This is a genomic window from Vibrio pectenicida (assembly GCA_024347015.1).
In the GTDB taxonomy this organism is placed as follows: domain Bacteria; phylum Pseudomonadota; class Gammaproteobacteria; order Enterobacterales; family Vibrionaceae; genus Vibrio; species Vibrio pectenicida.
In genome coordinates this window covers 1,943,085-1,956,808 of the sequence record AP024889.1, presented here as the reverse complement: position 1 = coordinate 1,956,808, position 13,724 = coordinate 1,943,085, and the positions used below count along the sequence as shown (strand labels likewise).

At 42.7% G+C, this 13,724-nt stretch carries 12 protein-coding genes and 1 other annotated feature; of the genes, 4 read left to right on the top strand and 8 right to left on the bottom strand.

The window, feature by feature from the left end:
* Positions 1-18: 18 nt before the first annotated feature.
* The 5 genes from trpCF to trpL2 all read right to left on the bottom strand — a co-directional run bounded on the left by trpCF (position 19) and on the right by trpL2 (position 4,959).
* Positions 19-1,446, bottom strand: a complete 1,428-nt coding sequence (gene trpCF, locus OCV27_RS09115) for a bifunctional indole-3-glycerol-phosphate synthase TrpC/phosphoribosylanthranilate isomerase TrpF (protein WP_125321966.1) — start codon at positions 1,444-1,446, stop codon at positions 19-21.
* A gap of 25 nt (positions 1,447-1,471) precedes the next feature.
* Complete coding sequence (gene trpD / locus OCV27_RS09110) at positions 1,472-2,470, bottom strand: anthranilate phosphoribosyltransferase (RefSeq protein WP_125321968.1); 999 nt, start codon at positions 2,468-2,470, stop codon at positions 1,472-1,474.
* A gap of 10 nt (positions 2,471-2,480) precedes the next feature.
* Entirely contained in the window at positions 2,481-3,086 is a 606-nt protein-coding gene (locus tag OCV27_RS09105) for an aminodeoxychorismate/anthranilate synthase component II (protein ID WP_125321970.1), read from the bottom strand.
* 3 nt (positions 3,087-3,089) lie between these two features.
* Positions 3,090-4,655 carry an anthranilate synthase component 1 gene (locus OCV27_RS09100; protein ID WP_125321972.1) on the bottom strand — a complete coding sequence of 522 codons (1,566 nt, stop codon included), beginning with the start codon at positions 4,653-4,655 and terminating at the stop codon, positions 3,090-3,092.
* A 129-nt stretch (positions 4,656-4,784) separates the two neighbouring features.
* Positions 4,785-4,887, bottom strand: a sequence feature (Trp leader region).
* Entirely contained in the window at positions 4,834-4,959 is a 126-nt protein-coding gene (trpL2, locus tag OCV27_RS09095) for a tryptophan operon leader peptide (protein ID WP_125321974.1), read from the bottom strand. (Overlaps the previous feature by 54 nt.)
* An 82-nt stretch (positions 4,960-5,041) precedes the next feature.
* On the opposite strand from trpL2, the gene rnm reads away from it, so the two are divergent.
* The 3 genes from rnm to rluB all read left to right on the top strand — a co-directional run bounded on the left by rnm (position 5,042) and on the right by rluB (position 7,874).
* Positions 5,042-5,893, top strand: a complete 852-nt coding sequence (gene rnm, locus OCV27_RS09090; protein WP_125321976.1) for an RNase RNM — start codon at positions 5,042-5,044, stop codon at positions 5,891-5,893.
* Between the two features lie 114 nt (positions 5,894-6,007).
* Positions 6,008-6,628, top strand: coding sequence for an L-threonylcarbamoyladenylate synthase (locus OCV27_RS09085; protein ID WP_125321978.1), 621 nt, complete (start codon positions 6,008-6,010; stop codon positions 6,626-6,628).
* Between the two features lie 304 nt (positions 6,629-6,932).
* On the top strand, positions 6,933-7,874 hold the full coding sequence (gene rluB / locus OCV27_RS09080) for a 23S rRNA pseudouridine(2605) synthase RluB (RefSeq protein ID WP_125321980.1): 942 nt from the start codon (positions 6,933-6,935) through the stop codon (positions 7,872-7,874).
* A gap of 76 nt (positions 7,875-7,950) precedes the next feature.
* Here the strand turns inward: rluB and cydC are convergent, their stop codons facing one another.
* The 3 genes from cydC to trxB form a co-directional block, all read right to left on the bottom strand.
* Complete coding sequence (gene cydC, locus OCV27_RS09075) at positions 7,951-9,672, bottom strand: heme ABC transporter ATP-binding protein/permease CydC (protein ID WP_125321982.1); 1,722 nt, start codon at positions 9,670-9,672, stop codon at positions 7,951-7,953.
* Entirely contained in the window at positions 9,665-11,452 is a 1,788-nt protein-coding gene (gene cydD / locus OCV27_RS09070; protein WP_125321984.1) for a heme ABC transporter permease/ATP-binding protein CydD, read from the bottom strand. The genes cydC and cydD overlap by 8 nt, the downstream gene beginning before the upstream one ends.
* A 111-nt stretch (positions 11,453-11,563) precedes the next feature.
* Positions 11,564-12,526: a thioredoxin-disulfide reductase gene (gene trxB / locus OCV27_RS09065; RefSeq protein WP_125321986.1), complete on the bottom strand. Its 963-nt coding sequence runs from the start codon at positions 12,524-12,526 to the stop codon at positions 11,564-11,566.
* Between the two features lie 359 nt (positions 12,527-12,885).
* Between trxB and OCV27_RS09060 the strand changes: the two genes are divergently transcribed.
* Positions 12,886-13,719, top strand: coding sequence for a TauD/TfdA family dioxygenase (locus OCV27_RS09060; protein WP_125321988.1), 834 nt, complete (start codon positions 12,886-12,888; stop codon positions 13,717-13,719).
* Positions 13,720-13,724 lie beyond the last annotated feature (5 nt).

The window sequence follows — 13,724 nt, the reverse complement described above, 5'->3', positions numbered from 1 at the left end:
CTACTGTTATTTTGTTTATCAGTAGTTACGGATGGCGTCGAATGCTTGTTGTAATTTTTGGCTATCTTTTTTACCAGGAGACAATTCAACACCTGAGTTCAGATCTAGTCCTAAACAACCTTGTTGAGCAGCTTTTTGAGCGTTAAAAGGTGAAATACCACCAGCAAGCATAACTTGTTTGGTGTCTTCGATTAGTGACCAGTCGAATACTAAGCCAGTCCCCCCTGTTTGAGACCCTACTTTGGTATCTAGGATATGGCGATCTACTGGTGCACCGAGTAGACTTGGCAATGAGTTCTTCACTCCGTATGCTTTCCAAATCTCAACGCTTTCGCTTAATTGAGAATGTAGAGATTTGACATAGCTTTGATCTTCGTCGCCGTGTAATTGGACAGCACTTAGTCCAAGTTGGTTAGCCGTTTCAGCGACAGTTTCGACATCATGGTTTTGAAATACGCCGACATACTTAAGGGGAGCACCTGACATTGTTAGACGAGCAGATTCAACATCAACACAACGTTTTGACTTCGCAACGAAAATAAGGCCACCAAATACAGCGCCAGCTTGGTACGCTTTTGCCGCGTCATCTGCTTGAGTGAGACCACACACTTTGTTTTCGCCCAGTATTACTTTACGTACAGCTAACTCAAGGTTGTCTTCTGCCATTAACGAGCTTCCAATCAGAAACCCATCAGCAAACTCAGACAACTCACGAACCTGCTGATGTGTATTTATGCCAGATTCTGAAATGATTGTTGCTTGTGGAGCCAGCTCACGGATGTGAGGTGACAGTTCTTTAGTGCGGTTAAGATCGGTCGTTAAATCTCGTAGATTACGGTTGTTGATACCAATAACTTTGGCGTCAAGTGCCACTGCACGATGTAGTTCTTGCTCGTTACTGACTTCGGTTAAAATACCCATATTAAGTGAATGAGCCGCTGTTGCGAGTTCTTGGTATTTATCGTCATCAAGTACAGATAACATGAGGAGAATCGCATCTGCTGAGTAATGGCGAGCAAGATAAATTTGATAACTATCTACAATGAAGTCTTTACATAAAATAGGCTGAGTTACATGGCGCCTTACTTGTGGTAAAAATTCAAAGTTACCTTGAAAATATTTTTCATCGGTTAATACCGAGATCGCATCAGCATGGTTGTTATATACGGATGCAATGTAGTCAAGGTCAAAATCTTCCCGAATCAGTCCTTTGGAAGGCGAAGCTTTCTTACACTCAGTAATGAAGGCTGTTTTATTTCCACCGACAGCTTTATAGAAGCTGCGATCAGACTGAGTCAGCGTATCTTTGAACTCAGATAGAGGTAGATATGACTGGCGATCTTTTAGCCATAAGTATTTGTCACGTACAATTTTTGCTAATACTTCCGCCATTTTTGCTTCTTTAGCGGAAATGTGTTCGGAAAGTTTATCTTGTGCCTGAGTCATGTATTTTTACCTTGTTCGGGAGCAATTATGTATGTGCTGATAGTTGTTTTATTAGTTCAAAAGCTTGGCCTGAATTCATAATATCAATGGCATGCTTGGTATTTTCTTTGAGATCGTCACGATCAAAAAGTTTCATCAGCAGAGCAACATTGACAGCCACAGCACCGAGCTGAGCGTCTGTGCCTTTACCTGTTAGGATATTGGTAATGATCGCTTTGTTTTCTTCTGGAGTACCACCTTTGATTGCTTCAAGTGGATGAGCAGCCAAGCCAAAATCCTCTGGGTGTAATGTGTACTCTGTGATGTTTCCATCTTTAATCTCTGCTACTTTGGTCTCGCCATGAATAGCAACTTCATCAAGACCGCTACCATGAACAACCGCAGCACGCTTCATGCCCATTTTAAGCATAGTTTCGGCAATGGGTCTGACGAGCTCTTCACTGTAAACCCCCATAAGCTCGATATTTGGTCGAGCCGGGTTAATGAGTGGACCAAGAATATTGAATATAGTTCGCGTTTTCATCGTTTGACGGACAGGCATCGCATGTCGAACCCCGCTGTGATATTGGGGAGCGAAGAGAAAAGTAACGCCTAACTTGTCCATTGCAGTACGGCTAGTATCGGCATCCATCGCGAGATCTATACCGAATGAGTCCAATAAATCTGAGGACCCTGACTTACTTGAAACACCGCGGTTACCATGTTTGGCGATTTTTAGGCCGCAAGCCGCCGCCACAAATGCAGCCGTTGTTGAAATATTTATTGTATTATGCCCATCACCACCAGTACCGACAATGTCTGCAAAGTCATAATCAGGGCTAGGAAATGGATTCGCATTCGCAAGTAGTGCTTTAGCAGCCCCTGCAATCTCATCTGGTGTTTCACCTTTAAGTTTGAGAGCTGTAAGTGCTGAAGCCATCAAAATTGGGTCTAGCTCGCCGCGAATAATCACGTCAAAAAGCTGCTGACTTTCTTCTTGGGTAAGAGAATCTTGTTGATATAGTTTATTGATTATTTGATTCATGTTCTCTTCCTTAATGCTGTACTGCGTTTTTTACGGGTTTCTCGAGGGCCCACGTGATGGCATTAGCTAGTAATATCGCACCTTGCGTCGTCATAATCGATTCGGGGTGGAACTGAAACCCGCAGACTTTATCTTGTTCTTGAACCACTGACATGACAAGCCCATCAACTTCTGCTGTCACCGTTAATGTCTCTGGGACAACAGTGGCTACAAGAGAATGGTAACGTGCAATTGCTAGTGGAGAAGGCAAATTGGCATAAATGGTATGATTGAGATGATCCATCATAGAGACTTTTCCGTGGACAATGTCATTAGCTCCAGCCACAGTGCCGCCATATGCTTCGACGATTGCTTGATGTCCAAGACAGATACCAATAATGGGTACTTTTCCCTTGAGGTTATTTATTACTTCAGGCATCGAACCCGCTTCAGATGGTGCTCCTGGGCCTGGTGAGAGAAGGACTACAGGGCTATCTAGCTCTTTGATAGCAGCCTCTATTGTTGATGCCGCTATATTATTACGGTAGATAGTTACCTCGTGACCGAGAGAGCGAAATTGATCCACTAAGTTGTATGTAAAAGAATCAAAGTTATCAATAAATACTATGCTAGCCATCTATTACTGCTCCTTATGTGCTGATTGAATTGCAGAAATGACGGCTTGTGCCTTGCTACGAGTTTCGTCAGCTTCGGCTTGGGGGTCTGAATCAAACACGACACCAGCCCCTGCTTGAACTTGTGCAATACCATTTTCGACATAGGCAGAACGAATCACGATACAGGTATCCAATGTACCCTCGCCAGTGAGGTAACCTACCGCACCACCGTAACTGCCACGGCGAGTTCTTTCTACATCTCGAATAAGCTGCATAGCACGAATTTTTGGTGCACCCGTCAGAGTACCCATATTCATACATGCTTGATAGGCATGAAGAGCGTCCAAATCCTGACGAAGTTGGCCGACTACTCTAGATACTAAATGCATCACATGGCTGTATCTGTCTACTTGGAGGAGATCCGCAACATGTCGAGAGCCAGCTTGTGAAATTCGGGCAACATCGTTACGCGCGAGGTCAACCAGCATCATGTGCTCTGCATTTTCTTTTTTATCCGTGCGGAGTTCTAGTTCGATACGGCTATCTAAGTCAAAATCAATTTGACCGTTAGGCAGCTTGCCTCGATGACGAGTGCCTGCAATAGGGTAAATCTCAACCTGATTGGTTTCGGTTTCATACTTTAGTGCACTTTCTGGCGATGCGCCAAATAAGGTAAACAGTTCGTCTTGCATGTAGAACATATACGGACTTGGATTACTCAGTTTTAGTTCTTTATATGCAATGAGTGGCGAAGGGCATGGTAGGGTAAAGCGGCGAGAAGGGACAACTTGAAAAATATCACCTTTAACAACATATTGTTTAAGATCACGTACGATTTGGCAAAAATCTTCGTCGCTCACGCTTGGCTGAGGTGATAAGTTGTTTAGCTTGCTTGCGATTGGTAGGTGTTTCAAATTAGCACACTGAGACTGGATATATTGTATGCGCGCTTCTAGTTTGGCTTTTTCGGCACATCCCGCAAATAGGGTCGCTTGAACATCACATGTTTCACGTTGATGATCGACGACAAGTAGAGTTTCTGCGACATAAAACACATAGTCCGGGCATTGATTTGAGGTTTCTACTTCTCCCAAAGGTTCAAAGTTTGCCACCATGTCATAGGCGAACAACCCACCGAGAAAGAGAGCATGTTTTTCATGCTCACTAATGTCGAAGCTATGTTGGATTAGCCGAAGGGCATCGAAGGAAGACGCTTCGCGCAGCCGTGAATCTTCATCTAACTTGTTGCAAGGTTTCTCAAATTCTAGAGTTAGCGTGTTATTGTCAAAAGAGTGAGCGATATTGCGATGAATATTGCGAGTCAAATGGGTAAGCAGGCATTGCCCGTTATTGGTTAGAGCATGCAGAGTCACGGTATGGCCGTAGCAAACTATACGTACAGCGGAATCGACAATCAGCAAGCTTTTTAGGTTCCGCTTGGAACTGATTTCTGCGGATTCCAATAATAAACTGTCTGTTTTATTTTCACATAGAGTGTGGAACAGACGCGTTGGATCTAGCGTGTAAGGAGCTGTTGTTTGAATGACTTCCAGCTCGCCCAGCATTTTCATTTCAATGGCCTTGTTCACAAGACCTCCTTTCATTTTATAGCTTTTTACTTTCTGCCATACATAGTCGCATAAACAAAACATTCACCCAATGTGGAATGTGATCTAATCGATGCTTATATGACCAGTTAAATGCAGTATATCCGACAAAACAAAAGGCCCGCTTTAATAGCGGGCCTGATTACATTAATTGAGTCAATTAAAAGTACCTGTCAGCCCACCTAGAACTTGTCCAAGTACGCCAGCAAGCAATATTTTCAGAAACGGCATATTGACCGTTAACTGCAAGATTCGCTTTTTGGTTTGAGTTAAACTCTTGTAACATGGTAACCCCTAAATGAAACACTTTGTATTTGTGTACTAGTAAACTAGTTCATTGGTAAAAAGTCAACTAAAAAAGTAAGTTTATGAAGATTGATTTACATAGCCATACTACTGCTTCTGATGGACGGCTATCAGTTACTCAGCTGATAGATAGGGCAGTCGACTTTAATGTCGATGTGTTAGCCATCACAGATCATGACACTATCGATGGCCTGCACCATGCACATCACTATGTTGAGTCAAATAAGCTGCCGATAACGGTCATAGATGGCATTGAAATTTCCACAGTCTGGCAAAATAAAGATATCCATATTGTCGGTCTCGATATTGATCCTAAATCAAGTGAACTTAAAGAGTTGATAGAGAAACAGCAGGCACATCGTCAGGTGCGTGCTGAATTAATTGCCCAGCGTCTTGCAAAAGCAACACGAGAAGGTGTATTTGAGGAAGTAAAAACCATTGCAGGTGAAGCGCCGATAACTCGTGCACATTTCGCTAAATGGTTAGTCGATAATGGTTACGCAAAAACTATGCAGCAAGTGTTTAAGAAATACCTAACACGCGATAACCCTGGTTATGTCCCTCCAAGTTGGTGCTCTATGAAAGAGGCCGTTGATGCAATACATTCTGCAGGCGGCTTGGCAGTTCTGGCTCACCCCGGACGTTATAAGTTAACCGCAAAATGGTTGAAAAGGCTTCTTGGTGCATTTGTTGATGCCGGTGGGGATGCTATGGAAGTTGCTCAACCACAGCAAGGGCAACAAGAAAGACGTAATCTGGCAGATTATGCGATACAATACAAACTATTGGCGTCTCAAGGAAGTGACTTTCATTATCCTTCTCCTTGGACAGAGCTAGGTAGGAATCTGTGGCTTCCATCAGGCGTCGAACCAGTCTGGAAAGATATAATAATTCCCCCTGCACAATCAAACTAGATTTAGACTTTGGGGTCGATTTATCTCTATACGAAAGCTGTTAGCTAACAAGGTCATGAGACCAGAGAATTAATACATTTATAGAGTCGAGAGACTCAATGATGAGGAATTAAAATGAGCCAGTTCTTTTATGTGCATCCAGAAAATCCACAGGCTCGCTTGATCAATCAAGCTGTGGCCATCATTCGTAGTGGTGGTGTTGTTATTTATCCTACCGATTCTGGATATGCTTTAGGGTGTCAGTTGGAGAATAAACAGGCACTGGAAAGAATCTGTCAGATTCGAAAATTGGATGAAAAACATAATTTTACTCTTTTATGTCGTGACTTATCTGAGTTGTCTATATATGCACGTGTAGATAACGGGGCTTTTCGCCTCTTGAAAAATAACACACCAGGCCCTTATACCTTTATTTTTAAGGGTACTAAGGAAGTGCCGCGTCGTTTGATGAACAGTAAACGCAAAACAATAGGCATTCGAGTTCCAGATAACCGTATTGCGCTTGACTTGCTCGAAGCGTTAGGTGAACCGTTAATGTCAACGTCACTGATATTGCCTGGTAGTAATGTCACGGAATCTGATCCAGAAGATATTAGAGATAAACTTGAACATGCAGTAGATTGTATTCTTAATGGTGGTTACCTCGGAGAGCAACCAACGACAGTGGTTGATTTCAGTGAAGATGAACCAGTTATAGCCCGCATTGGTTCAGGTGATCCATCAGCATTTGAGTGATGTAAATTAATAAAGATGATGGTTAAGGCATTTATAGTCAATGACCTTAGATGCTTTGAGGTGGAGATTATTGAGTGCTAAGTAGTCGATGTTTAAAAGTATTATTGAATAACTCTCGCGGTATCTAAATTCCATTTATCGTCAATGAAAGCTAACTATGAAAGGTCAATTTATCCTAATATGTTAACTGTCAAAAGAAAAAATAAAGCATGCGTTTCTTACAAGAGTTTGCGATAATACGCGACCGCGATTTTAGGTCGCAAAGTAGAATTGACGTCTGAGAAGACGACACAAAGGTAGAACAATGAACGAAAAATTACAGAAGGTATTAGCGCGAGCAGGCCATGGCTCACGACGCGAACTAGAAGCTCTAATTAAAGCGGGGCGCGTAAGTGTTAATGGTATTGTTGCTAAGCTTGGTGAGCGGCTAGAAGATGAGAATGCTGTCGTTCGTATCGACGGGCATATTGTTTCTGCTAAGGCGCAGGAAGAAGTGGTTTGTCGCGTATTGGTGTATTACAAACCTGAGGGTGAGCTTTGTACTCGTAATGATCCTGAAGGTCGCCGAACTGTATTTGACCGTTTGCCAAAAATGCGTGGTTCTCGTTGGATTTCTGTTGGTCGCTTAGATGCAAATACTTCAGGATTACTTCTTTTTACTACTGACGGTGAGTTGGCAAATCGGCTTATGCACCCGAGTCGCCAAGTTGAACGTGAATATTTAGTTCGTGTTTTCGGTGAAATCGATGAGAAGAAGGTACGTAACCTTGTCAGTGGTGTTGAGCTAGATGATGGCGTAGCGCGTTTTGAAGATGTTGTTCATGCAGGAGGTGATGGTATGAACCATACCTTCTATGTTGTCATCAATGAAGGCCGTAACAGAGAAGTACGCCGCTTATGGGAGTCTCAAGATTGTACGGTGAGCCGTTTAAAGCGTGTTCGTTACGGTGATATATTCTTGGATAAGAAACTTCCACGTGGTGGATGGATGGAACTTGACCTCAAAGAAGTGAACTACTTGCGTGAATTGGTAGAGCTAGGGCCAGAAAAAGAAACACTACTTGAGGAAAATAAAGCCAATACTTCACGTAAGCGTGAACGTTCTCGAAGCCAGAAAATTCGTCGCGCAGTTAAGCGTCATGAAGAACGAGTGAGCAGTGGTGGAGGCGGCCGTAGCAACAACCCGGCGCGAAGAAAGACACGTAGAAGTGCTGGAGAGCAAGGCAGTCGAAATAAACATCGTTAATTAATTATGAAAAAAGCAGCATTAAGCTGCTTTTTTTGATTTAAACAATGTGCGCCTTGAAATGAATCTGCTTTCGCTAAAGAGATTGGTTTAGCTCGAAATAGCGCCCTTTTTCTGCCATAAGCGCTTCGTGTGTACCATATTCGACGACTTTGCCTTGTTCAATAAGACAAATAGCGTCCATTTTACTTAGTTCGACAAGCCTATGAGTAATGAATATTACGGTTTTATTCTCGAAATACTGGTTAAACAACTGCATGATTTGACGTTCAGTTTGCTTATCCAAACCTTCAGTGGGTTCATCAAGCAATAGAATTGGGCCATTATGTAACAGTGCTCTAGCTATACCAATTCGACGCTTTTCTCCTCCCGATAACTGCCTACCGCCATCTCCAAGCCACTTATCTAACCCTTGGTCGTGTATAAGTTTAGATAAACCTACCTTGGATAATGCTTCATGCAATTGTTCATCGGTTGCTTTAGAAGACGCCATGAGTAGATTATCTCGCAAAGTTCCATTGAGTATATCGACTCGCTGGCTGACAACTGTTGTTACTTGGCGAAGTTGGCTTTCACTCCATAGAGCTATGGGTTGCCCTGCGATGTTGATATTTCCTTTTTGTACATCCCAGTATCGATTAAGTAACTGCAATAAAGTGGATTTCCCAGAACCTGTCTGACCAAGGATAGCGATTCGTTGCCCTGCTGATATTGTGAGGTTTACATTGCTTAGAGCGTTTATTTCACCATCAGGGTAGTGGAAGCTGACATCTTGGTACTCAATTGAGTAAGACTGATCGTGCTTGATAGGTTTACTTGGGAACAGAACATCCGGTGTAGACAAAGTAATATCGTTGAGTCGACGCGCTGAGGAAATGGTTTGTCCAAGGTGCTGAAATGCGCCTGCAATCGGCATGAGGATTTCGACACTTGCCATGGTTGCGAAGACTACTAGAGCTATCATTGGGTTGGGTAATTGTCCACCTACTCCGTCAGCAGCAAGCCATAACATGAGCACAATTGTCCAGCCGTTCACAAGAATAAGTAGTGCTTGAGCAATTCCAGCAAAGTGAGCATTAAAACGTTGATTATTAAGTAGGCGTTGCTGAATATCAAAAATTACATTTCGGTAGCGTTCTTCTGCACCAAAAATCGTAAGCTCGCTATAGCCTTGCAGCCAATCTAGAGTAGCAATTCTTAAGTTGGCTTTGTTATTTGTCAACTCAGCCCCATTATGTTTGCCCAGTTTATAAAACAGAATAGGCCACAGTATAAGTATAGTGAGCAAGATTGCCCCCAGAGTTAGGCCGAGTTTTGTATCAAACCAACTGAGAAGAACTGTAAGGCCAACAATACCAAGAGAACCGACAACCATTGGGCTGATGAGACGCAGGTAAACATGGTCCATTGCACTTATATCCGCAACTAAGCGATTGAGAATGTCTGCATCTCTAAGGTTGGACACCCTGCCCGGAATTAGGGGAGCAAGTTTGGAGAAGAAAAATATTCGCAGGTCTGTCAGTAGCTTAAAAGTAGCGTTGTGACTGACTACTCGTTCACCCCAGCGACCAGCGGTTCGACCCATAGCAAAACCACGAACAAACGCGCCAGGTAACATATAGTTGAAAGTTTCCCGAGCAATAGTTAATCCAGCAATGGCTGCCGCCGATAGAAACCAACCAGAGAGAGTCAGTAATCCAATAGAGGCAAGCATCGTCAATAACGCTAAGAACATGCCGAGTGAAAGACCGAACCAGTGTTTTTTATAAAGTTTCAAGTAGGGAATTAAATCACGCATCGAGATTCCCCTTATTTATCTGGGAAAGCGTTTGATTGGCTAGTAACATCTTTTGGAACAAACCATCTTGACGACTAAGTTGGTTATAGTCGCCTTGTTGGACAATCATACCACTCTCCATTACGAGTATCTGAGAGACATTTTTTAGGGGAAGAAGTTGATGAGTGACCATTAATGATGTTTTGCTTTCAATTTGATTTGCAAGGCCTTCCATAACTAGTTTTTCGCTACGTGCATCTAAACTCGCAGTTGGTTCGTCAAGGAGCCAAAAATGTCCGTTTTGTATCATGGCCCTCGCCAGAGCAATACGCTGAGCTTGTCCAACGGAAAGCCCACCGGAACGATCTGAAATCTGGTAATCTAGTCCATGTTGCGCGACAAACTCTGATGAAAAAGACTCTTTCAGAGCGGTATCAATGATACTCTCTGTGACATCTTCTTTACCTAAAGTAATATTGTTGCGAATTGTTCCGTGCACCAACAGAGGGTTTTGACTGATCCAACTGATGTTTTCGCGCCAGTCGTTAAGATTAATTTGTGTACGCTCAATACCATTAATGGTTAATGAGCCTTCATAGGGTAGAAACCCTAATATGGCATTAACTAGACTTGTTTTTCCTGCGCCACTAGGGCCAACCAGTGCAGTATGTTGATTCGCTTTGATTTCAAAACTTATCGGGCCGAGTAACTTGGCACCTTGCGGCGAAAATACTTCCAAATTTTGGGCACAAATACTAATGCCTGATGTTACATCTAATGTTCGATTTCCGGAAATCACGGCTGTTGCATCTGTCTCTAGAAACTCGACAATGCTATCGGCAGCTCCAACGGCTTGCTGCTTGGCGTGGTAAAAAGTACCTAAATCTCGTAGTGGTTGATAAAATTCAGGCGCAAGAATAAGAATAAACAAACCAGCCATAAGTGTTACCCCTAGGCCATAATCACCAATATTGATTTCTCCGATAAAAGCAAATCCAAAGTATACCGCTGTGAGGGCGATGGAAATTGATGTGAAAAATTCGAGTATGGCAGAAGATAAGAATGCGATCTTAAGCACATCCATGGTACGAGAGCGGAAGACTTCGGATGCGGCGCGCATAACTTCTGTTTCGGCCTTAGTGCGGTCAAATAAACGAATGGTGGTCATCGATTGTAAGCGGTCATAAAAATGGCCGGACAAACGTTGTAGAGCTTTAAAATTTTTGCGGTTTGCATCTGCTGCTTTCATACCCACAAGAGCCATAAATAATGGTACTAGTGGTGCAGTGACCAAAAAGATTAGACCTGCTATCCAGTTAATTGGAAAAACAACTGCAAGAATCACAATGGGAACCAGCACCGCAAGCGACATCTGTGGCAGATAACGGGCGAAGAAATCATGCATATCTTCGACTTGTTCCAATAACAAAGTTGCCCAAGCTCCTGCAGGCTTACCTTTGATATAAGCAGGGCCTAATTCACGTAACTTATCAAGAATTAATTGTCTTATGTAAAGACGAACTTTTTCTCCGCAACGATATCCAGCTAGTTCTCGACCCCAAGAGCATAAGGCCCGCATAGCGATAATTACACCCAGAGCTAAAAAGTAGGGAATAAGCTGCTGTTTCGGAGCTTGTTCAATGATCAGCTGCTGAAGAATAGTCGCAAGTAATGCGGCCTGAGCCAGTAAAAATAGGCTTGCAATAATACCAAGACCAATAGCAGCCATCAGCCAGCGTTTCGCTAACTTACCCTGCTGCTTGAGCCATTTGTTCAAGTTGCGCTGTTTATTTTTATCCATTATGAGGCTTATTGATAAGTACTTTGGTGACCCTAAGCAGGAGATTATACAAAAGAAAACCTCATGGTAATACCACGAGGCTTTCAGGATTTGACTCAAAAGTGAAAAATATTATTTACCGTTTGCAAGTGCATCTAGATAACGTTCAGCATCAAGTGCTGCCATACAACCTGTACCAGCGGAGGTTATAGCTTGGCGATAGGTGTGATCCATGACATCTCCTGCAGCAAAAATGCCAGGAATACTGGTTTGAGTAGCGTTACCATTAAGCCCAGATTGAACAATAATATAACCATCTTTCATATCCAGTTGGCCTTCAAAAATACCTGTATTTGGCTGATGGCCGATAGCAATAAAGGCACCCATGACGTCAAGTCCATCTACCTTGTTTGTCTTGGTATCCTTTATTCGAACACCAGTAACACCCATGTCGTCACCAACGATCTCTTCGAGAACTTTATCTGTGTGGAGGGTAATATTGCCACTTTCAACTTTCTCCATCAGTCGACGGACGAGGATTTTTTCCGCACGAAAACTATCACGCCTATGTATGAGGTGAACTTCAGAAGCAATGTTAGATAGGTATAGTGCTTCTTCAACGGCAGTATTCCCCCCGCCTATAACAGCAACCTTTTGGCTTCTATAGAAAAAGCCGTCACAGGTGGCACAAGCAGACACACCTCGTCCTTTAAATGTCTCTTCAGATTCCAAACCTAGGTATTTGGCTGAGGCACCAGTAGAAATAATGAGAGCATCGCAACTGTATTCGTTACTGTCACCTTTTAATATGAACGGTCGCTTACTGAAATCAACATGGTTGATATGGTCAAAAATAATCTGTGTTTCAAAGCGCTCAGCGTGCTCTTTCATTCGTTCCATAAGAGCTGGACCAGTTAGGCCCTCAGGGTCACCTGGCCAGTTTTCAACATCTGTTGTTGTTGTTAACTGCCCACCCTGTTGCATCCCTGTTACAAGGACAGGATGTAGATTCGCTCTCGCGGCGTACACGGCTGCCGTGTATCCCGCTGGGCCAGAACCAAGAATAAGAAGCTTACTGTGTTTGATTTCGCTCATTTGCGCTCCGTTGATAAATACCCACTACAATATTTTTTGATTGTATGGAATATGTGATTGTATTGAAAGCGCCATTCGACTATTCAAGTGTAAGTAATGTTTATAGCTTAGAGCGTAAACTATATTGAAATGGGTTAACTTAGGGGAGATATTGGTGCTTCTTTCTAGCAATATGTTGTAAACAGTGGCGATCATTCTCTTTAAATAAGGGTATAAGCCTTACAATATTAACTTTTTTAGTAGAGTATTGAATCTACATGTTATTTCAATAAAGTTAAACGAAAGAACTTTTGCTAATGTGCAATAGTTTTGGCTGTTGAATGGTCTGTGTTTGTTAGCCGATAAAACGAGGATGAACTGTGAATATAACCCCTTTATCACCAAAGATTGGTGCGCTTGTCGAAGATGTAGATCTTTCCAAGTTGCTTGATGCTGAATTTCAAACTATTTACCAAGCTTATCTTGACTATAAGGTGCTATTTTTTCATAACCAATTGATGACGCCGCAGCAGCACATGTCTCTTGCAAAACGTTTTGGTGAACTTGAGCCTGTTCACCCGTTTTTTCCACATTTAGAGGATGAAGATCAAGTGGTGGTGATTGAAACATCGCCTGGTAACCCACCAAGTAAAAGCTATTGGCATACCGATTTGACATGGCAAAAAACACCTTGTCGTTGTTCCATACTACATGCCCAGTTATGCCCTGATAGGGGGGGAGATACCATATGGACATCCATGGAAGCAGTTTGGTTGAGTCTAACAGTTGATGAGCAAAGGTTGTTAAGAGAATTAACGGCTACTCATGCTCTACATGCATTTGAAGGCAGTCGTTATGATTCTCTGGTAGAGGGTGGGCAGAGTTACGTTGCCAAAGTTTCAATCAATTACCCTCCGGTAAAACATCCTCTTGTAGTTCGTCATCCTGAAACCGGCAACCCAACTGTGTTTGTTAACGAGCAGTTCACCCATAAAGTTAATGAATTACAAGGGATAGAAAGTGATGCACTTCTTAAAAGATTGTATCAACTTGCTAGACGACCTGAGTTTCAGGTCCGGTTTAAATGGCAGCCAAATTCTTTAGCAATATGGGATAATATACCAACTCAACACTTTGCGGTAAGCGATTACGGTGACCTGCCACGTCGATTACATCGTGTCACCGTGAGGGGAGAGGATTTACAATCATACTAGTATGC

What these genes read in the sequence shown, in the direction of transcription:
- rnm (WP_125321976.1), top strand. Translation starts at nt 5,042, where the DNA reads ATGAAGATTGATTTACATAGCCATACTACTGCTTCTGATGGACGGCTA.
- cydC (WP_125321982.1), bottom strand. Translation starts at nt 9,672, where the DNA reads ATGCGTGATTTAATTCCCTACTTGAAACTTTATAAAAAACACTGGTTC.
- trpD (WP_125321968.1), bottom strand. Translation starts at nt 2,470, where the DNA reads ATGAATCAAATAATCAATAAACTATATCAACAAGATTCTCTTACCCAA.
- trpCF (WP_125321966.1), bottom strand. Translation starts at nt 1,446, where the DNA reads ATGACTCAGGCACAAGATAAACTTTCCGAACACATTTCCGCTAAAGAA.
- OCV27_RS09105 (WP_125321970.1), bottom strand. Translation starts at nt 3,086, where the DNA reads ATGGCTAGCATAGTATTTATTGATAACTTTGATTCTTTTACATACAAC.
- cydD (WP_125321984.1), bottom strand. Translation starts at nt 11,452, where the DNA reads ATGGATAAAAATAAACAGCGCAACTTGAACAAATGGCTCAAGCAGCAG.
- trpL2 (WP_125321974.1), bottom strand. Translation starts at nt 4,959, where the DNA reads ATGTTACAAGAGTTTAACTCAAACCAAAAAGCGAATCTTGCAGTTAAC.
- rluB (WP_125321980.1), top strand. Translation starts at nt 6,933, where the DNA reads ATGAACGAAAAATTACAGAAGGTATTAGCGCGAGCAGGCCATGGCTCA.
- trxB (WP_125321986.1), bottom strand. Translation starts at nt 12,526, where the DNA reads ATGAGCGAAATCAAACACAGTAAGCTTCTTATTCTTGGTTCTGGCCCA.
- OCV27_RS09085 (WP_125321978.1), top strand. Translation starts at nt 6,008, where the DNA reads ATGAGCCAGTTCTTTTATGTGCATCCAGAAAATCCACAGGCTCGCTTG.